General features: G+C 65.7%; 18 protein-coding genes and 1 pseudogene. 7 read left to right on the top strand and 12 right to left on the bottom strand.

Annotated elements, in window-relative coordinates; genetic code table 11:
* Positions 1–155: 155 nt before the first annotated feature.
* Positions 156–358, bottom strand: a pseudogene (locus tag G5S42_RS30155) (cytochrome-c peroxidase); the annotation flags it as partial.
* A gap of 109 nt (positions 359–467) precedes the next feature.
* Between G5S42_RS30155 and G5S42_RS30150 the strand changes: the two are divergent.
* A complete protein-coding gene (locus G5S42_RS30150; RefSeq protein WP_176110063.1) occupies positions 468–728 on the top strand; it encodes a DUF6723 family protein in 261 nt (86 codons plus the stop codon).
* 50 nt (positions 729–778) lie between these two features.
* Here the strand turns inward: G5S42_RS30150 and G5S42_RS30145 are convergent, their stop codons facing one another.
* The 6 genes from G5S42_RS30145 to G5S42_RS30120 form a co-directional block, all read right to left on the bottom strand.
* Positions 779–1,378 carry a rhomboid family intramembrane serine protease gene (locus G5S42_RS30145; protein ID WP_176110062.1) on the bottom strand — a complete coding sequence of 200 codons (600 nt, stop codon included), beginning with the start codon at positions 1,376–1,378 and terminating at the stop codon, positions 779–781.
* Positions 1,379–1,576: 198 nt separating this feature from the next.
* On the bottom strand, positions 1,577–3,394 hold the full coding sequence (gene glmS / locus G5S42_RS30140; protein WP_176110061.1) for a glutamine--fructose-6-phosphate transaminase (isomerizing): 1,818 nt from the start codon (positions 3,392–3,394) through the stop codon (positions 1,577–1,579).
* 59 nt (positions 3,395–3,453) lie between these two features.
* Positions 3,454–4,815 (bottom strand): bifunctional UDP-N-acetylglucosamine diphosphorylase/glucosamine-1-phosphate N-acetyltransferase GlmU, encoded by a 1,362-nt coding sequence (gene glmU / locus G5S42_RS30135; RefSeq protein WP_176110059.1) that lies wholly within the window; start codon positions 4,813–4,815, stop codon positions 3,454–3,456.
* Between the two features lie 141 nt (positions 4,816–4,956).
* Positions 4,957–5,958 (bottom strand): tRNA 2-thiocytidine(32) synthetase TtcA, encoded by a 1,002-nt coding sequence (ttcA, locus tag G5S42_RS30130; protein ID WP_176110058.1) that lies wholly within the window; start codon positions 5,956–5,958, stop codon positions 4,957–4,959.
* A 3-nt stretch (positions 5,959–5,961) separates the two neighbouring features.
* The gene (locus tag G5S42_RS30125) at positions 5,962–6,357 is read right to left on the bottom strand and encodes a dihydroneopterin aldolase (RefSeq protein ID WP_013090805.1); all 396 of its coding nucleotides are present in this window, start codon (positions 6,355–6,357) and stop codon (positions 5,962–5,964) included.
* Between the two features lie 89 nt (positions 6,358–6,446).
* Positions 6,447–7,274: an SDR family oxidoreductase gene (locus G5S42_RS30120; protein ID WP_176110056.1), complete on the bottom strand. Its 828-nt coding sequence runs from the start codon at positions 7,272–7,274 to the stop codon at positions 6,447–6,449.
* Between the two features lie 13 nt (positions 7,275–7,287).
* On the opposite strand from G5S42_RS30120, the gene G5S42_RS30115 reads away from it, so the two are divergent.
* Together G5S42_RS30115 and G5S42_RS30110 are read left to right on the top strand one after the other, a co-directional pair.
* Entirely contained in the window at positions 7,288–8,490 is a 1,203-nt protein-coding gene (locus tag G5S42_RS30115) for a class I SAM-dependent methyltransferase (RefSeq protein ID WP_176110054.1), read from the top strand.
* A gap of 31 nt (positions 8,491–8,521) precedes the next feature.
* Entirely contained in the window at positions 8,522–8,716 is a 195-nt protein-coding gene (locus G5S42_RS30110; protein ID WP_013090808.1) for a DUF2905 domain-containing protein, read from the top strand.
* Positions 8,717–8,747: 31 nt separating this feature from the next.
* Here the strand turns inward: G5S42_RS30110 and G5S42_RS30105 are convergent, their stop codons facing one another.
* The 4 genes from G5S42_RS30105 to G5S42_RS30090 form a co-directional block, all read right to left on the bottom strand.
* Positions 8,748–9,980: a multifunctional CCA addition/repair protein gene (locus tag G5S42_RS30105; protein ID WP_176110053.1), complete on the bottom strand. Its 1,233-nt coding sequence runs from the start codon at positions 9,978–9,980 to the stop codon at positions 8,748–8,750.
* Positions 9,977–10,630 carry a glutathione S-transferase family protein gene (locus G5S42_RS30100; RefSeq protein WP_176110051.1) on the bottom strand — a complete coding sequence of 218 codons (654 nt, stop codon included), beginning with the start codon at positions 10,628–10,630 and terminating at the stop codon, positions 9,977–9,979. The genes G5S42_RS30105 and G5S42_RS30100 overlap by 4 nt, the downstream gene beginning before the upstream one ends.
* Positions 10,631–10,670: 40 nt before the next feature.
* Positions 10,671–11,624 carry a complex I NDUFA9 subunit family protein gene (locus G5S42_RS30095; RefSeq protein WP_176110050.1) on the bottom strand — a complete coding sequence of 318 codons (954 nt, stop codon included), beginning with the start codon at positions 11,622–11,624 and terminating at the stop codon, positions 10,671–10,673.
* Positions 11,625–11,706: 82 nt separating this feature from the next.
* Positions 11,707–13,674: a lytic transglycosylase domain-containing protein gene (locus G5S42_RS30090; protein WP_176110049.1), complete on the bottom strand. Its 1,968-nt coding sequence runs from the start codon at positions 13,672–13,674 to the stop codon at positions 11,707–11,709.
* 77 nt (positions 13,675–13,751) lie between these two features.
* Here G5S42_RS30090 and G5S42_RS30085 point away from each other — a divergent pair, with 77 nt between their 5' ends.
* Positions 13,752–14,294 carry a 5-formyltetrahydrofolate cyclo-ligase gene (locus G5S42_RS30085; RefSeq protein WP_246392102.1) on the top strand — a complete coding sequence of 181 codons (543 nt, stop codon included), beginning with the start codon at positions 13,752–13,754 and terminating at the stop codon, positions 14,292–14,294.
* A gap of 50 nt (positions 14,295–14,344) precedes the next feature.
* Here the strand turns inward: G5S42_RS30085 and G5S42_RS30080 are convergent, their stop codons facing one another.
* Entirely contained in the window at positions 14,345–14,857 is a 513-nt protein-coding gene (locus tag G5S42_RS30080; protein ID WP_018418717.1) for a winged helix DNA-binding protein, read from the bottom strand.
* A gap of 211 nt (positions 14,858–15,068) precedes the next feature.
* On the opposite strand from G5S42_RS30080, the gene pxpB reads away from it, so the two are divergent.
* The 3 genes from pxpB to pxpA are packed head-to-tail and all read left to right on the top strand — an operon-like array spanning position 15,069 to position 17,544.
* On the top strand, positions 15,069–15,722 hold the full coding sequence (gene pxpB, locus G5S42_RS30075; protein WP_176110048.1) for a 5-oxoprolinase subunit PxpB: 654 nt from the start codon (positions 15,069–15,071) through the stop codon (positions 15,720–15,722).
* Complete coding sequence (locus G5S42_RS30070) at positions 15,719–16,771, top strand: 5-oxoprolinase subunit C family protein (RefSeq protein ID WP_176110045.1); 1,053 nt, start codon at positions 15,719–15,721, stop codon at positions 16,769–16,771. Before pxpB ends, G5S42_RS30070 begins: the two co-directional genes overlap by 4 nt.
* A gap of 20 nt (positions 16,772–16,791) precedes the next feature.
* Entirely contained in the window at positions 16,792–17,544 is a 753-nt protein-coding gene (pxpA, locus tag G5S42_RS30065; RefSeq protein WP_176110044.1) for a 5-oxoprolinase subunit PxpA, read from the top strand.
* The last annotated feature ends 50 nt before the right edge of the window (positions 17,545–17,594 follow it).

Genomic DNA, 17,594 nt, shown 5'->3' with positions numbered 1-17,594 from the left:
AGATCCGCGCATTATAGCTCCGCGGTGCACTACGGAGCCTTTCTTCGACAGTTTTTGTCTTTTAAATCAATGGTGACCAGAACTCTTCGCATTTTTGGATCCGCTTGTTTGACCGCTTCGGTCTTCAGGTCATAGCCGTCGGTCAGCGTTGCGAGGAACGCGGTGAAGAGCGGATGGGCTCCGTTCACGCCCGGCTGGTCGATATGACAGGACGCGCAATTGCCGCCGGCGGGGTCGTCGAACAGCTTTTGCTTCGCAACTCTTGTGCAGTTAGTTGCACTTTTCTGTCGAGGTAGCAATCGAACTTGCTCGTGTACGGATGAGAGCTCGGGTCTTCGCGCTCGAAGCGCTCGATCGCGTGGCGAGGGGGCCGCTCGCTTCATCGTTCGCGCGGATTTGAGACAATGCACGTCGGCCGTGCGTATCGCGTTGCGCACCGCCTCGATGAACAACCGATGTTTTCAGCTATGAGCAAGACCGCGTTTATTCCCAGCGTCCCGGGCACATCGGACGACGACTTCGAGATTTCGACGAGCGCGAAGATGGCCGGCTACCGGCGCTTCTTCGGCGTGTTGAAGGTCGTGCGCACGACCGACGGCCGCGTGCTGTTTCCGTTCGACGGCGCGCCCGAACTCGGCCCGCATCCGAGCCGCGTCGAAGCACTCGCGGCCGCGCAGGTGTATGGCGAACACATCGTCGCGAGCGATCTGGCGCGGCCGGAGTTGTAGGCCGAGACACCCTCGAACCGGGGCCATTCCAACGAACGGCGAGGTCTCCGTCAGCGCGCCCGCACCCGGCGCGCAGCCCCGGCTCCCGAGCGTGCCGCGAGCACACCGCCGATCACGCCGCCGACATGGCTCTGCCACGACACATCGGGATAGATCGGCAGCACACCGAACAGCAGACTCAGACCGTAGCTGCCGACCACGACTAGAGCCACGAGGATCGATACCAGATTGCGCGTGAAGTAGCCGCGTGCGACCAGGTAACCCGCATAGCCGAACACCAGTCCACTCGCGCCGATATGCACCGAATACGGCGCGCCGAACAGCCACGCGCAAAGACCGGCGCCGAGCATCGCGCCGATGGTCGCGCGCCAGAAGCCGCCGATGTGCGGCCACGTACACAGCCAGCCCAGCACGACGAGCCCACTCGTGTTGGCCGCGATATGCCCGACGCTCGCATGCAGCCACGGTGCGAACAGAATCCCTTGCAAGCCGCCGAACGTACGCGGCACGACACCGTGTTCGTCCAGATGCAGGAACGGCAACGCAACCGACAGAAAGAACACGGCCCACATCGAACCGACGAACAGCGCGATCAGTACGACTCGCGACTTGAGCTTCTCGGTGAGCGTGTTGGAAGATGAGGTGTTCATGGTGACGTGGCCACGGGATGTCGACAGAGGGTAGTCGATGTGGCGTCGTCACGTCGAGGCATCGTGGAACGACAGATGCCGATTTGAGCGGTGGATGTTTCGTCAGCCGCACCGCACCGAATGGCGGCGCGGCTGATTTGGCGGGAGCCGGCGGCCCGGTTCGTCGACGCCGCCGTCGTTACGTCTTCTGCTTCGTCGTCACTCCACCGTCACCGACTTCGCCAGATTGCGCGGCTTATCCACATCTGTGCCACGCGCACACGCGGTGTGATACGCGAGCAACTGCAGTGGCACCACGTGCAGGATCGGCGACAGCAAGCCATAGTGCTCCGGCATCCGGATCACATGCAGCCCTTCGCCGTTGACGATCTTCGTATCCGCATCGGCGAACACATACAGCTCGCCGCCGCGCGCGCGCACTTCCTGGATGTTCGACTTCAGCTTTTCGAGTAGCGCGTCATTCGGCGCAACCGTCACCACCGGCATCGCTTCGGTCACGAGCGCCAACGGCCCGTGCTTCAGCTCGCCAGCCGGATACGCCTCAGCGTGGATATACGAAATTTCCTTGAGCTTCAGCGCGCCTTCGAGCGCGATCGGATAATGCATGCCGCGTCCGAGGAACAATGCGTGTTCCTTGCGCGAAAACTCCTCCGACCAGGCGATGATCTGCGGCTCCAGCGCGAGCACGCTGTTCAGCGCGGCCGGCAGGTGGCGCAACTGCTTCAGGTAACTCGCTTCCTGCTCGTCGCTCAAACGTCCGCGCAGCTTCGCGAGCGTTGCCGCCAGCGTGAACAGCGCGACCAGCTGCGTCGTGAATGCCTTGGTCGACGCGACGCCGATCTCGCGGCCCGCATGCGTGAGGAACGACAACTCGGTCTGCCGCACCATCGCGCTCGTGCCGACGTTGCAGATCGCGAGCGTGTGCTGGTGGCCGAGTTCCTGCGCGTGCTTGAGCGCCGCGAGCGTGTCGGCGGTTTCGCCCGACTGCGAGATCACCACCACCAGCGACTTCGGATTCGGCACCGACTCGCGATAGCGATACTCGCTCGCGATCTCGACCTGAGTCGGAATCTTCGCGACCGATTCGAGCCAGTACTTGGCGGTGAGTCCCGAGTAGTAGCTCGTGCCGCACGCGAGAATCAGCAGGCTGTCGATGTCCGCGAACACCTGGCGCGCGCCTTCGCCGAAGATCGACGCATCGAACGCGTCCGCTTGCGGAATCGTGTCGGTGATCGCGCGCGGCTGCTCGAAGATTTCCTTCTGCATGAAGTGGCGATACGGGCCGAGTTCGACCGCACCGCCATAGGCTGCGACCTGACGCACCTCGCGTTGCGCGATCTCGCCCTGGCGATCGGCGATGCGCACGCCATCGAGCGACAGTTCGCAGACGTCGCCTTCCTCGAGGAAGATGAAGCGCTCGGTGCTGCCGGCGAGCGCGAGCGCGTCCGAGGCCAGGAAGTTTTCACCGTCGCCGAGTCCGACCACGAGCGGCGAGCCCTGGCGGGCGCCGACCACCGTATGCGGCTGGTCCTTATGCAGCACCGCGATCGCATACGCGCCGTGCAGTTCTGCGATCGCCTCGCGCACCGCGGCGAACAGGTCGCCGCGATACAGGCTATGGATCAGGTGAGCAATAACCTCGGTGTCGGTTTGCGACACGAACTCATAACCCTTGCCACGAAGCATTTCGCGCAAGGTCTCGTAGTTCTCGATGATTCCATTGTGTACCAACGCCAGCGCGTCGCGCGAGAAGATCGGGTGCGCGTTGTCGGTGACCGGCGCGCCATGCGTGGCCCAGCGTGTATGCGCGATGCCCGTCACGCCTTCGAGGTGACCGTCGCGCACCTGAGCGTCGAGGTCGGCGACGCGCGCGACGCTGCGTGCGCGGCTCGGCCCGCGAGCGCCAAGCACGGCGACGCCGCACGAATCGTAGCCGCGATATTCGAGACGTCGCAGTCCTTCGATCAGGACGGGAACGATATTACGTTGCGCAACCGCGCCGACAATGCCGCACATGGTGTATTCCTTTTCAGTGCCGAATTCAGTGAGCGCGCCTCGTGGGCGCGCCATATCGATCAGCTTTTCTTTTTGACTGGGCGCACGTAGCCCGTCTTGCTCGTCTGGGTTTTATCGTTCAACACCAGCGCATTCGCGGCGACGTCTTTCCACACCGTGGTGCCGGCCGCGATCGTCGCGCCGCGCTGCACGCGCACCGGTGCGACCAGTTGCGTGTCCGAGCCGACGAACACGTCGTCCTCGATCACGGTGCGGAATTTATTGGCGCCGTCGTAGTTGCAGGTGATCGTGCCCGCGCCGATATTCACGCGCGCGCCGACATCCGCGTCGCCGATGTAGCTGAGGTGGTTGGCTTTCGAGCCATGACCGAGCACAGCGTTCTTGATCTCGACGAAGTTCCCTACATGAGACTCGTCTTGCAGCGCCGCGCCTGTGCGCAAGCGCGCATACGGACCGACAACGGCTTTCGCGCCGACTTCCGCGCCTTCGATGTGCGTGAACGCATCGACCCGCGTACCCGCGCCGATTCGCGCGTTGCGAATCACGCAGTTCGGCCCGATGCTGACGTTGTCAGCGAGCCACACGCTGCCTTCGAACACGCAGTTGACGTCGATCGAGACGTCGCGGCCGCATTCGAGCGTGCCGCGCACGTCGACGCGCGCGGGGTCGGCGAGCGTCACGCCCGCGACGAGCAGCGCGTCGGCGACGTTGCGCTGATGAATCCGCTCGAGTTCGGCGAGCTGCTGCTTGCTGTTGACGCCGAGCGTTTCCCACTCGTCGTCGGGCTGCGTGGTGACGACTTCGAGGCCGGCTTCGATCGCCATCTCGACCGCGTCGGTCAGATAGAACTCGCCTTGCGCGTTGTCGTTCTTGAGCGCCGCGAGCCAGCCGGCAAGGCGCGCGGTCGGCGCGACGATGATGCCGGTGTTGATTTCAGCGATCTTCAGCTGCTCCGGATTTGCGTCCTTCTGCTCGACGATGCGCTGCACGTTGCCATGCTGATCGCGCACGATGCGGCCGTAGCCGTTCGGGTCGTCGAGCGTGACGGTGAGTACGCCGTAACCGTCCTGCCCGGCGCGCTCTGTCAGTGCGCGCAGCGTTAGCGCGCGCGTGAGCGGCACGTCGCCATAGAGCACCAGCGTGGGCAACGAAGGATCGAGCAGCGGCAGCGCCTGCTGCACCGCGTGGCCGGTGCCGAGCTGTTGCTCCTGCACCGCGAACTGGATATCGGGCGCCGCGACGGCTTCGCGCACGGCTTCGGCGCCGTGGCCGATCACGACGATCAGGCGCGCGGGCTTCAGCGCGCGGGCGGTGTCGATGACATGAGCGAGGAGCGGCCGGCCGGCCAGAGGATGGAGCACCTTGGGAAGCGCGGACCGCATGCGCTTGCCGGTACCTGCCGCCAAAATGACGATGTTCATGGCGTCGGCAAATAGACGAGTTTGGAGCGCACGATTCTATCATGCTGCACCTGCAAAAAAGGCCGCAGACGCGGCCTCGGCAGGGCGTGCAAGCCAGCGGAAAACCGCCCGAATGCCGCCAAAACAAGCAATTTTCGCTCTCTACAGGTCGTCGAACTGGACCAGCGGAATAGTCTTCGCGCCGGTGAGCGGTGCACCTTCGTCGCCGCTCGAGCACGGTTCTTCGTCGAACGCGATGTCGCCTTGCGGGTCGGCCTCGCCGGTCGCGCGCAACCCCGCGAACGGAAACAGCTGGTGATCCATCAGATGCGACGGCACTACGTTCGACAGCGCGTTGAACATGTTCTCGATGCGGCCGGGGAAACGCTTCTCCCAGTCGCGGACCAGCGCCTTCATTTCCGCGCGCTTCAGGTTTGGTTGGCTACCGCACAGATTGCACGGAATGATTGGGAATTCGCGCAGCTCCGCGTACTTCTCCAGATCGGTTTCCTTCACGTAGGCAAGCGGCCGGATCACGATGTTCTTGCCGTCGTCCGATTGCAGCTTGGGCGGCATGCCCTTCAGCTTGCCGCCGTAGAACAGATTCAGCAGCAGCGTCTGCAGGATGTCGTCGCGATGATGGCCGAGCGCGATCTTGGTCGCGCCGAGCTCGCCGGCGACGCGATACAGGATGCCGCGCCGCAGCCGCGAGCACAGCGAGCAGGTGGTCTTGCCCTCCGGCACGAGCCGCTTGACGATGCTGTAGGTGTCCTGGTTCTCGATGTGGAACGGGATGTCGAGCTGGGTCAGATACTCGGGCAGCACGTGCTCGGGGAAGCCCGGCTGCTTCTGGTCGAGGTTGACCGCGACGATGTCGAAATTGATCGGGGCGCGCTCGCGCAGCCGCATCAGGATGTCGAGCATCGCGTAGCTGTCTTTGCCGCCCGACAGGCACACCATCACCTTGTCGCCGTCCTCGATCATGTTGTAGTCGCCGATCGCCTGGCCGACCTGGCGCGCGAGGCGCTTGAACAGCTTGTTGTTCTCGTACGCTTCTTTCTGCTCGCGGCGCGTGAGCGGCGATTTCGGGGCGCGCGCGGCGTTCGGGGCCGTGGTGGCCTCGGCGGCCTGGTTGCCTGCGTTCAGCATTTCCGGTGCATTCATCGCTCAGTCCTCCTTGATGCGGAAGACTTCGACGCCGACCGCATCGCAGTCCGGATATACGTCCGGCTTCTCGGTCGACACGCGCGCGCCGCGCACCTGCGGATGTTCGAGCATCACGCGCACGAGGTCGTCGCACAGCGTTTCCTGCAGATGAATATGGCCTTGCGACACGCGCTTGGCGATCGTCGAGCGCATGAAATCGTAGTCGACGACTTCGGTGAGCTTGTCGTGCACCGGCGTGGACATCGCGAGCGGCACGAACAGTTCGACGTTGATCACGACGCGCTGCTCGCCGCGCTTTTCGAAGTCGTGCACGCCGATGTTGATATGCACTTCGTAATTGCGCAGAAACAGCCGGCGGCAATCGGCGAGCCGGGGGTGCGAAAGAGCGGCAAACATGTTCGTTCCAATCAAAAAAGCGTGCGGGCACGCAAAGGGGCGCTGCGCCACTCGCGACGGCCGCATCGAAGGCTGGCCGCGCGCGCGTGTCAGGCGCCCGTCAAAAACATTACGTCGCGCGGCAGCGGCACGAGATGCTGCCCGCCGTCGACCACCAGCGTCGTTCCGGTGACGCCGGCTGCATCCGCGAGATACAGCGCGGCGGCGACGATATCCTCGGGCCGCGACGCACGGCCGAGAGGCGTCATACGGTGGGCGGCCTCGAACCCGTGCTGGGTCTGGTCGCCCGATTGCATGGTCAGGCCAGGCGCGAGCCCGACCACCCGGACCTTCGGCGCGAGCGCCTGGGCGAGCGCGACCGTCGCGGTCTGCAGCGCCGCCTTCGACAGCGTGTACGACAGATAGTCCGGGTTCATGTTGTACAGCTTCTGATCCAGCACATTGATGACCACGCTGCGCTGGCTTTCGTCGCGCAACGCGGCATCGGGCGTCGCGTCGTAAAGCATGCGCGCGAGCACCAGCGGGGCGCCGACATTCATCGCGGTCAGCTTCAGCAGCAGATCGTAGCCGACGTCGCGTGCCGTATCTTCCTCGAAGCGCGACGCGTTGTTGACGATGCACGACGGCCGCCCGAGGGCGGCAGTACAGTCCGGCAGCAGCCGCGCGACCTGTGCCTCGTCGCCGAGCTCGGCGTGCAGCGCGACCGCGCGGCGGCCCAGCGCGACGATCTGTGCGACCACTTCGTCGGCATCCTCACGCGAGGCGCCATAGTGCACGGCCACGTCCCAGCCGCGTGCGGCAAAGCCGAGCGCGAGCGCACGCCCGATGCGGCGCGCGGCGCCGGTAATCAGCACGACGCGGGGCGGTTCAGTCGGCGCTTCGGCCGCGCGGGCAGCGATGTCCGGAGAAACGGTCATTTACAATGCGGGGATGAATCCGAAAGCTCACCAACCCGATAGTTTACCTGCTCCCGGCCCGAGCGCGCTCGCGCAGTCCGACGCGCTCGTCGCCGAGATCCGCGCCCAGCTCGACGCGGCCGGCGGCTGGCTGCCGTTCGACCGCTACATGGAGCGCGCTTTGTACGCGCCGGGGCTCGGCTACTACAGCGGCGGTGCACGCAAATTCGGCCTGCGCGCCGACGACGGCAGCGACTTCGTCACCGCGCCGGAATTGTCACCGCTGTTCGCCGCGACGCTCGCGCGCCCGGTCGCGGAAGCGTTGGAGGCGAGCGGCACGCGCGAGGTGATGGAGTTCGGCGCCGGCACCGGCAAGCTCGCCGCGGGGCTGCTCAATGCGCTCGACACCCTCGGCGCCGAATTCGACAGCTATTCGATCGTCGATCTGTCGGGTGAGCTGCGCGAGCGGCAGCGCGAAACGATCGCGGCGGCCGCGCCCGCGCTGCTCGCCAAAGTGCGCTGGCTCGACGCATTGCCGGAGCGCTTCGAAGGCGTGGTGATCGGCAATGAGGTGCTCGATGCGATGCCGGTGCGGCTCTTCGCGCAAAACGGCGGTGTCTGGCACGAGCGCGGCGTGGTCTGGCGCGACGGCGCATTCGCATTCGACGACCGCCCCGTCGCGGCCGCCGCGGACCGCGCGCTGCTGACCGAAATCGATACTGATCGCGAGAATGCCGGCGACGGCTATGTGACCGAAACGCACGAAGCCGCCCGCGGTTTCACGCGCACCATCTGCACGATGCTCGCGCGCGGCGCGATCTTGCTGATCGACTACGGCTTTCCGCGCCACGAGTACTACCACGACCAGCGCTCGCAGGGCACGCTGATGTGCCACTACCGGCATCGCGCGCACGGCGACCCGTTCCTGTACCCCGGTCTGCAGGACATCACCGCGCACGTCGAATTCACTGGCATCGCCGAGGCGGGCGTCGACACCGGCGCGGATCTGCTCGGCTTCACTTCGCAAGCGCGCTTCCTGCTGAACGCGGGCGTCACCGAGGTGCTCGGCGAAATCGATCCCGCCGACACCAGGCGTTTTCTGCCCGCAGCCAACGCGGTACAGAAGCTGCTGTCCGAGGCGGAGATGGGCGAACTCTTCAAGGTGATCGCGTTTTCACGCGGACTCGACGATACGCTGCGCGCCTTTTCGAGCGGCGACCGCTCGCATACGCTGTGATTGTGAAACTGCTCCGGTTCGAGGACTCGCGATGATTCGCTGGCTGTTGACTACCTTCGTCGCCGTCGCGGTGCTGTCGTCGTGCTGGCCGTGGCTGCGGAAGCTCGGCATCGGCCGGATGCCCGGCGACGTGACCTTGCGGCTGTTCGGCCGCGAGTATCCGTTTCCGTTCATGTCGACGCTGGTGCTGTCGATTCTGTTGTCGCTGTTGGCGCGGGTGTTGTAGGCACCGCGCGCCGCTTCACGTTAGCACCGCTTCAGGCAAGCGCCGCTTGCACCGCGCGCACCCGCTCCTCATGCACGGCGTCCTTGATGCCGGCCGGTGCATCGGCGAGCCGCTTGGCCACCGCTCCCGCATCCACGCCTCGCGCGGCCACCAACGCCACCCTCAGCCGCTCGGCCTGCGGGTACTCGCTCATCTCGAGGCCGAGCCGCCCGCGCGCATCGGACTCGCAGGCCTGCAGCGCCTCGGCGAAGCGCGCCGGCTTCCTGATCGCGTCGCTGCGCTCGAGCAGGCGCACCAGCGCCGCCGCCCCCATCTCCATCACGCGATGAATGTTGCCGTGCTCGCGCGCGACCAGCATCGCCAGATCGCGGCATTCATTTGGCACGCGCAGCCGCTCGCACAGCGGCTTCAGCAGATCGACGCTGCGGCCCTCGTGGCCGATGTGCCGCGGCAGTTGCTCCTCGGGCGTGGTCGCCTTGCCGAGGTCGTGTGTCAGCGCCGCGAAGCGCACCGGCAGCGTGTAGCCCTGCTGCGCGGCATGGTCCAGCACCATCATCACGTGAACACCGGTATCGACTTCGGGGTGATAGTCGGCGCGCTGCGGCACGCCGAACAACGCATCGATCTCCGGCAGAATCCGCGCGAGCGCGCCGCAGTCGCGCAGCACGTCGAACATCCGCGACGGCTTCTTCTCCATCAGTCCGCGCGATACTTCCTGCCACACGCGCTCGGCCACCAGTGCATCGGCTTCACCGTCGGCGACCATCTCGCGCATCAGCGCCAGCGTTTCCGGCGCGACCATGAAATCGACGAAGCGCGCCGCGAAACGCGCGATGCGCAGAATCCGCACCGGATCTTCGAGGAACGCATCGCTGACATGGCGAAAGAGCCGCGCTTGCAAGTCCGCCTGGCCGTTGAACGGATCGATGACGGGGCCGGTCAGCGCACCGTCCGGGCGCACCTCGCGCGCCATCGCGTTGATCGTCAGATCGCGGCGCGCAAGGTCTTCTTCGAGCGTCACGTCGGGCGCATAAAAAAACTGGAAGCCGTGATAACCGGCCGCCGTCTTGCGCTCGGTGCGCGCGAGCGCGTACTCCTCGTGCGTCTGCGGATGCAGGAATACCGGAAAGTCCTTGCCCACCGGCCGATAGCCCTGCGCGACCATCTGCTCGGGCGTCGCGCCCACCACCACATAGTCGCGGTCCTGCACCGGTACGCCGAGCAGCTCGTCGCGGACCGCGCCACCTACTGCATAGATATTCATGGGCATTCGTCTTGATAGGCGATCGCGTGCGTTTCACGGCGCGAGGCATCGATCCATGCGTTGACCGCGGGCAGCTTGGTAAGCCGCTTGACATAGGCGACCGAGGTCTCCGACAACGCCGGCTTCCACGTGTTGAAGCGCATTGCGACGGGCGCGTACATCGCGTCGGCAATGCCGAATTCGCCGAACAGAAACGGACCGCCGTAGGTGTCGAGGCAGTCGCGCCAGATCGTCTCGATCCGCGCGATGTCGGCGAGCGCGCCCGGCGTCGCGTTCTTGCCCGGGAACGACGCACGGATGTTCATCCACATCTTCGAGCGCAATTCGCCGAAGCCCGAATGCATCTCGGCGCTGACGCTGCGCGCATGCGCGCGCGCCGCCGCGTCACGCGGCCACAGCGCGTGTTGGGCAAAGCGCTCGGCGAGCGTTTCGGCGATCGCGAGCGAATCCCACACGGCCTGCCCCGCGTCGTCGATCAGGCACGGCACCTTGCCCGGTCCGCGCGGTGCCTGAGCGTGGATCTTCGCATTCGTGTCCGCTTCGTTTAGCAGGATCAGTTCCTCGTCGAACGGAATGCCGAAGTGCGTGAGCAGCAGCCACGGACGCATCGACCACGACGAATAGTTCTTGTCACCAATCAGCAGTTTCATGCTTGTTATCAGGGAGTGTGAGATGGGATTGAGCGAGGATTCAGCGCCCCGCGCTGGCGCGGAACGTGTCGAGTCGCGAACCCGAGGCCGCGCCGGTCAGATACGTCGGCACGATCGCTTCGATGCTGACCGGTTCGAGTCCGAGCTCCGGCGCAAGCGGCCCGCTCAGAATATTGGCGACCTTCATCGAATCGAGATTGTCGCGCGAAATCACCGGTTCGCCCGGCGCCAATTCGAAGCTCAGCGCCTGCAGCCGCGCGAGCGGCTCGGGCAGACGGATGATGCGCGCATGCTTGCCGATCACGTCGCCGCAATACGACACCAGGTCTTCGAGCGTATAGACGGTCGGGCCGCCGAGCTCGTAGGTGCGGCCGCCCGCGCCATCCATATCGAGCACGTTGACGATCGCCTTCGCGACGTCGCCGACATAGACCGGCTGGAATTGCGCGTCCGGCATCGCGAGCGGGATGACCGGAAACACGCGCTGCAAAAACGCGAACTTGTTCAGAAACGCGTCCTCGGGACCGAACACGACGGACGGCCGGAAGATCGTCCACGCGACATTCGCCGCATGCACCGCCTTCTCGCCGTCACCCTTCGAGCGCGCATACATGCTCGGGCCGCTCGGATTGGCGCCGAGCGCGCTCAGATGAATCAGCCGATGCACGCCCTTGCCTTCGCAGGCGGCGACGATGCGCGTCGGCAACTCGACGTGCGCATGCGCGAACTCCCGTCCATAGGGCTTGCCGCGTTTGCCGTTCAGGATACCGACGAGGTTGATCACGCAATCCGCGCCTTCGACGAAGCGCGCGAGCTGCACCGGATCGAACACGTCGGTTTCGAGAACGTCGATCGGCAGCATGGTCAGATGGCGCGCGTTGTAGCGTCGCCGCGTGGCGACGCGCACATCCTTGCCCATTTCGACGAGCGAGTTGACGAGGTAGCTGCCGATGAACCCGGAGCCGCCGATGACCGCGATAGCTTGATGTCGCATTTTTCGACTCCCTGATGGAAGCCGCGGCAACGGCTGGCGAAGCGCGCCGCAACCTCGAAACGAGATTGCGGCGGCAAGGCGCTTACGGTGCGATGTAACCCAGGCGCGCCTTCAGCGATTGCGGACGGCCTTCAAACAATGCCGCGTAGTAGACCGTGTTGGACAGCACATTCTTGACGTAGTCGCGAGTTTCCTGGAACGGAATCGCCTCGGCGAACACCGCGCCTTCGACCGGGCGCTGCAGCGACTGCCGCCAGTTGCGCGGACGGCCCGGACCTGCGTTGTAGCCAGCGGTGGCCAGCACGGCGGACCCGTCGAACTGATTGTAGATCATCGCCAGGTAGTTCGTACCGAGCAGGATATTGGTGTTGATGTCGTTCATCTGCTCGCGCGAGAGCGGGCCCAGACCGATTTTCTTCGCGACCAGTTGCGCGGTGGCGGGCATCAGCTGCATCAGTCCGCCCGCGCCGACATCCGAGCGCGCGTTGATGATGAAGCGCGACTCCTGGCGAATCAGCCCGTACGCCCACTCGACGTCGAGCCCGCTCGACTGCGCGTCCTGCTCGACGATGTTGCGGAACGGCGATAGATAGCGCAGCGAAAAATCATGCTCGCTCTTCGTGCGGTCCGCAGTGTTGACGGTGCGGTCGTACAGCTCGATGCGGCGCGCGTACTCGGCGGCCGCCAGCAGTTGCCGGTCGGTCATGCCGCGCAGCGGCCAGTTCCACTCGCGATTGCCTTCGAGCCGCAGATTCAGCGCATAGAAGCGCTGCGCCAGATCGAAACCCGGCGTGGTGCCGGCCTGCTGCACTTCGGCGTCGGTGACCGTGGTTTTCGGCGGCACGGTGATCTTCTGGCCGAGCTCTTCCAGCGCAAGCTGGCCGTAGAAGTTGAAGTTCGACGCGATCGACTGGAATTCCTGGTTGGCCGTGGCGGTGTCGCCGGCCTGCTTCAGCGCGCGCGCGTGCCAATACACCCACGACGGCTGCTTGCGCAGCGACTCGGGCATCTGCTCGATCGACCAGCGCACCATGTTCCAGTCGCCGGCAAGCAGTGCACTGCGGGTGCGCCATTCATACGCGGGATTCGACAGCGGCGCGTTCGCCGACAGCCGGAACCAGTCGACCGCGGCAGGCATCTGCTTGAGCGCCCCCTGATAGCCGATCGTGCCCCAGCCGATCGCGCGCTCCGGCGAATTCAGCGACGGCGCGACCGATGCGAACGTCGCCGCGGCCATGGCCGGATCGTTGCGCGCCATGCGCGTGATCGCGAGCAGCGCCAGCTGATGCGATTGCGCATCCGGTCCGACGCTGCGCGCGAGCAGCAGCGGCGGCGTATCGACCGCCTGGCCGAACAGCACCGGGTCGGGCGGCGGGTCGCCGAGCGCGTCGACGAGCTTGCTGCCCGTGCTCGTGTAGTTCTGCTCGTACGCGAGACGGATTTGCGCCCAGATGTCGTCGGCGCTGAACTGGCGGTTCACGCCGAGCACCGTGATCAGATCGACGCAGCCGTCGCCGTACCACTTCGGCTCGACGAGCAGCGCGCGCGCCGCGTCCGCGACGTTCTCGCCGCGCGACGCGCGCGATTCGAGCGCGTAGCACTTGACCTGAGTGTCGTCGTCGAGCACGAACTTCGCGTACTGCTGGTCGAAGTTGCGCCAGTCGTGACGCGTGCCGAGCACGGTCAGATAGTCGTTGCGCATGCGATCGGCGATCGCCTGGCCGTCGTACTTCTGCAGGAACGCGAGCACCGGCGCGTCCGGCGCGTCGATGCGCGCATGGCCGGTCGAATCGAACAGCTGCGGCTTGATCTGGAAGTACTCCAGATACGAGGGCGCCGGATAATCCGGGATCATGCTCGCGAGCTGGGCTGCGCGCGCCGCGTCGTTAGTGCGCGCGGCTTCGCGAAGCTGGACGAAAATCTGGTCGTCGTTCGTGAGTTGGGAGATCGGGAGAGGCTTGACGGCCGAGGCAGTACTGCAGGCCACGAGTGCCGCTGCGGCCAGCGCGATACCGGCCGCGCGATATACTCGAAAAAGGCGTTTTGACATCGTTGTTTCTGGAGCGCGAATTGGACCCAAGCATAGCATGCAACCCTGTCCCCGCAACCAAAAAGGCGCTGCGCCGGATGTTGCTGGAAAGCCGTCTGCAAGCGGCTTCCGAGCCATCGAAGAATGCCGCGCTCGGGCGTCGAATGCTCGACGCGCTGAAGCACTACGCGGTACGCAGCGCCGGATTCTACTGGCCGCTCGCCGGCGAGTTCGACGCGCGCGGCGCGATCGGGATCTGGCTCGCCGCGGATTCGCATCACGAAGCCAGTCTGCCAATCATTAAAGAACGTGGCATGGCACTCGAATTCCATGCGTGGACGCCCGCGACGCCGATGAAAATCGGCCATCACAAGATTGCCGAGCCCACTTCGGGGCGCGTCGTGCTGCCCGAGCTGCTGTTCGTGCCCTGCGTGGGTTTCGACTCGGACGGCTATCGCCTCGGCTACGGCGGCGGCTATTACGACCGCACGCTGGCCGGCTGGCCGGCCGCGCACAAGCCGGTCACGGTCGGCATCGCGTACGAAGCGTGCCGCACCGACACGCTGGAGCGTGAGGCGCACGACATTCCGCTCGATCTGATCGTGACCGAAGCGGGGTTTCATCCGGCGCTGCCGGACTGAACGCGCGATGCGCGGCGTGTGATGCGCGGCGTTTGCGCGCTATTTCGTCGTTACAGTGAAGCGGCCGCGCGCGCCGCCGTGTCGTACAGCCCCGACGCATTGCGCATCAACTGCGCGGCCTCGCCGATCTGCTGGTTGGTCAGGCCGCTTTCCTTGAGCGTCGAGATCAGGCAGTTCTCGCGCACCTCGCGATACTTCAGGCATAGCTCGCGGCCCGCGTCGGTGGCGGAAAAGAACACTTCCTTGCCGGTCTTTTCGCTTTTTACGTACCCTCTAGCTACGAGTTTTTTCAACGCGTAAGTCGCGACGTGCGTGTCTTCGATGTTCAGCACGAAGCAGATGTCCGCGAGTTTCTTGCGGCGCTCGCGATGGCTCACGTGGTGCAGCAGCGACACCTCGATCGCGGTCATGTCCTTGTCGCCGGCCGCCGACATGCAGCGCACCATCCAGCGGTTGAACGCATTGCCCGCCATGATCAGCGCGTATTCGAGCTCGGACAGCTCCGCGCTGCTCTCGGAGACGAGGTGTTCCGACGAAACGATCTTGGTGGGATGACGCGTCATACGAGGTTCCCGTGACGAAAATGGGCTGGAAAAGTGTCGCAAGTGTACGACGATGCCCAGTCGCCGACGAGCCTGGCGAAAACGCTTATTGGTAAATCGTCGATATTTTATTGATAATGTATTCTCCAAACGTCGCCGACTCCGTGCCGGACATGCGCCAACGCGCCGCGCTGTCCGGCTCCTTTTCCGACTCGATCCGGGCCGTCCAGCCATGAGCCAACCACGAATCTTTCCCCTCGGCGATGCCGCGCTCGTCTGCGAAGCGCCCCCGCCCGCCACGCTGGAGTGCCAGCAGCGCGTGTGGGCCGCCGCTGAAGCCGCGCGCGACTGGCCGCAGGTGCTCGAGGTCGTGCCCGGCATGAACAATCTGACACTCGTGTTCGACCCCCTCGCGACGGACGCCGACGCGCTCGGCGAGCAGTTGCTGACGGCCTGGAACGCAGCGGAAGAAACCGCCGCAGCAACACGCGACGTCGATATTCCGGTGCAGTACGGCGGCGCATTCGGCCCCGATCTGCAGGCGGTCGCCGAACATACGGGCTTGAGCGCGCGAGAGGTCGTCGAGCGTCATGCGGGCGGCGCCTACGTGGTGTTCTTTCTCGGCTTTCAGCCCGGCTTCGCCTATATGGGCGGGCTCGACGCGGCGCTGCACACGCCGCGCCGCGCGTCGCCACGGCTCGAAGTGCCGGCGGGCTCGGTCGGCATCGGCGGCGAGCAGACCGGCATCTATCCGGCGGTGTCGCCGGGCGGCTGGCAGCTGATCGGCCGCACCGAGGTGCCGCTGTTCGACCCGGCGCGCCGCCCGCCCACCCTGCTGCAGCCCGGCGACCGGGTGCGCTTCACGATCGCGGGGATGCACGCATGATCGACGTGATCCGCGCGGGTCTCCAGACCACGATCCAGGACCTCGGCCGCCACGGCTACCGGCATCTCGGTGTCGCGATGAGTGGTGCGCTCGACCGGTTGTCGCTCGAAGTCGGCAACCGGCTGGTCGGCAATCGCCCCGATGCGGCCGGCCTCGAAATCACCTTCGGCCCGACCGTGCTGCGCTTTCTGCGCGCAACGCGCGTCGCGATCGCCGGCCCCGACTTCGGCTCGACGCTGGACGGCAAGCCGGTCTTTTCATGGTGGAGCCTGCCCGTGCAGGCCGGCCAGGAACTCGTGCTGAACGCGGCGAAGCGCGGCATGCGCGGTTATGTGTGCGTGGCGGGCGGCATCGACGTACTGCCGATGCTCGGCTCGCGCAGCACCGATCTCGCCGGTCGTTTCGGCGGACTCGGCGGCCGCGCGCTCAACGATGGCGACCGTCTGCCGGTCGGCGCGCCGCCGCAGCGCGGCCAACTCGGCTTCGCGCCGGAGGCGCCCGCGTTCGGCGTGAAGGCGCCCACATGGTGCAAGTTCGTGCTGGTCCCCGAGCCGCTGCGGCGCGGCCGACATCCGTCGGGCGTGCCGTGGGCGGTTCCGATCCGCGTGCTGCGCGGCCCCGAATACGACAGCTTCACCACGGATGCGCAGCAGTCGTTCTGGTCCGACGAGTGGCTCGTCACGCCGAACAGCAACCGCATGGGCTACCGCCTCGCCGGCACGGAACTGAAACGCACGCACAAGACCGATCTGCTGTCGCACGCCGTGCTGCCCGGCACGATCCAGGTGCCGCCGAACGGTCAGCCGATCGTGCTGATGAGCGATGCGCAGACCACCGGCGGCTATCCGAAGATCGGCGCGGTGATCCAGGCCGATCTGTGGAAGCTCGCGCAGGTGCGCCTGAACGCGGCGGTCCGTTTCATCCCGACGACGCCCTACGAGGCGCGCCAGGCTTTGCTGGAAGAACGCACGTATCTGCGGCAGATCGATGCCGCGATCGCGATGCATGAAGAGCGTTGCACGCGCCAGGCGGCGCTCGCGGCGCTGTAACGGTGAGAAAAGGAATCCCCATGGAAATCGATCTGAACGCCGATCTCGGCGAAGGCTGCGGCTCCGACGAGGCGCTGCTCGACCTCGTGAGCTCGGCCAACATCGCATGCGGCTGGCATGCGGGCGGACCCAACGCGATGCGCGACTGCGTGCGCTGGGCCGTGCAGAAAGGCGTGTCCATCGGCGCGCATCCGAGCTTCAACGATCCGGAGAATTTCGGCCGCAAGGAAATGGATCTGCCGGCGGGCGAGATCTACGCGGGCGTGCTGTATCAGCTCGGTGCGCTGTCGGCGATCGCGCAGGCCGAGGGCGGACGCATCGCGCATGTGAAGCCGCACGGCGCGCTGTACAACCAGGCCGCGCGCGACGCGAAGATCGCCGACGCGATCGTCTCCGCGGTGCACGACTTCGATCCGTCGGTGGCGGTGTTCGCGCTCGCCAACAGCGGGCTCGTCAGCGCCGCGCGCAATGCGGGCCTGACCGCGATCGAGGAAGTGTTCGCCGACCGCGGCTATCGCGCCGACGGCTCGCTCGTGCCGCGCAAGGAGCCGGGCGCGCTGCTCGACGACGAGGACGAAGTGCTCGCGCGCACGCTTACGATGATCCGCGAGCAACGCGTGAAGGCCGTCGACGGACAGTGGGTGCCATTGAAGGCGCAAACCATCTGCCTGCACGGCGACGGCCCGCACGCGCTCGCGTTCGCGCGACGCATTCGCGCCGCGCTCGCCGACGCCGGCATCGAAGTGCACCCGGCGGGCGTCGCGCGCGTCTGAGCGTTCGCATCGCCACCGTGCACGCTCGCGCGGTGATGCCCGCTGCAAAC

The sequence above is a fragment of the Paraburkholderia youngii genome (assembly GCF_013366925.1).
In the GTDB taxonomy this organism is placed as follows: domain Bacteria; phylum Pseudomonadota; class Gammaproteobacteria; order Burkholderiales; family Burkholderiaceae; genus Paraburkholderia; species Paraburkholderia youngii.
This window is presented reverse-complemented; position numbering and strand designations above follow the sequence as displayed.

Coding starts and splice junctions, on each gene's coding strand:
- G5S42_RS30095 (WP_176110050.1), bottom strand. CDS start 11,624: ATGCGACATCAAGCTATCGCGGTCATCGGCGGCTCCGGGTTCATCGGC.
- G5S42_RS30090 (WP_176110049.1), bottom strand. CDS start 13,674: ATGTCAAAACGCCTTTTTCGAGTATATCGCGCGGCCGGTATCGCGCTG.
- G5S42_RS30105 (WP_176110053.1), bottom strand. CDS start 9,980: ATGAATATCTATGCAGTAGGTGGCGCGGTCCGCGACGAGCTGCTCGGC.
- G5S42_RS30110 (WP_013090808.1), top strand. CDS start 8,522: ATGATTCGCTGGCTGTTGACTACCTTCGTCGCCGTCGCGGTGCTGTCG.
- G5S42_RS30120 (WP_176110056.1), bottom strand. CDS start 7,274: ATGACCGTTTCTCCGGACATCGCTGCCCGCGCGGCCGAAGCGCCGACT.
- G5S42_RS30085 (WP_246392102.1), top strand. CDS start 13,752: ATGTTGCTGGAAAGCCGTCTGCAAGCGGCTTCCGAGCCATCGAAGAAT.
- glmU (WP_176110059.1), bottom strand. CDS start 4,815: ATGAACATCGTCATTTTGGCGGCAGGTACCGGCAAGCGCATGCGGTCC.
- G5S42_RS30070 (WP_176110045.1), top strand. CDS start 15,719: ATGATCGACGTGATCCGCGCGGGTCTCCAGACCACGATCCAGGACCTC.
- pxpA (WP_176110044.1), top strand. CDS start 16,792: ATGGAAATCGATCTGAACGCCGATCTCGGCGAAGGCTGCGGCTCCGAC.
- G5S42_RS30145 (WP_176110062.1), bottom strand. CDS start 1,378: ATGAACACCTCATCTTCCAACACGCTCACCGAGAAGCTCAAGTCGCGA.
- ttcA (WP_176110058.1), bottom strand. CDS start 5,958: ATGAATGCACCGGAAATGCTGAACGCAGGCAACCAGGCCGCCGAGGCC.
- G5S42_RS30125 (WP_013090805.1), bottom strand. CDS start 6,357: ATGTTTGCCGCTCTTTCGCACCCCCGGCTCGCCGATTGCCGCCGGCTG.
- G5S42_RS30150 (WP_176110063.1), top strand. CDS start 468: ATGAGCAAGACCGCGTTTATTCCCAGCGTCCCGGGCACATCGGACGAC.
- pxpB (WP_176110048.1), top strand. CDS start 15,069: ATGAGCCAACCACGAATCTTTCCCCTCGGCGATGCCGCGCTCGTCTGC.
- glmS (WP_176110061.1), bottom strand. CDS start 3,394: ATGTGCGGCATTGTCGGCGCGGTTGCGCAACGTAATATCGTTCCCGTC.
- G5S42_RS30100 (WP_176110051.1), bottom strand. CDS start 10,630: ATGAAACTGCTGATTGGTGACAAGAACTATTCGTCGTGGTCGATGCGT.
- G5S42_RS30115 (WP_176110054.1), top strand. CDS start 7,288: ATGAATCCGAAAGCTCACCAACCCGATAGTTTACCTGCTCCCGGCCCG.
- G5S42_RS30080 (WP_018418717.1), bottom strand. CDS start 14,857: ATGACGCGTCATCCCACCAAGATCGTTTCGTCGGAACACCTCGTCTCC.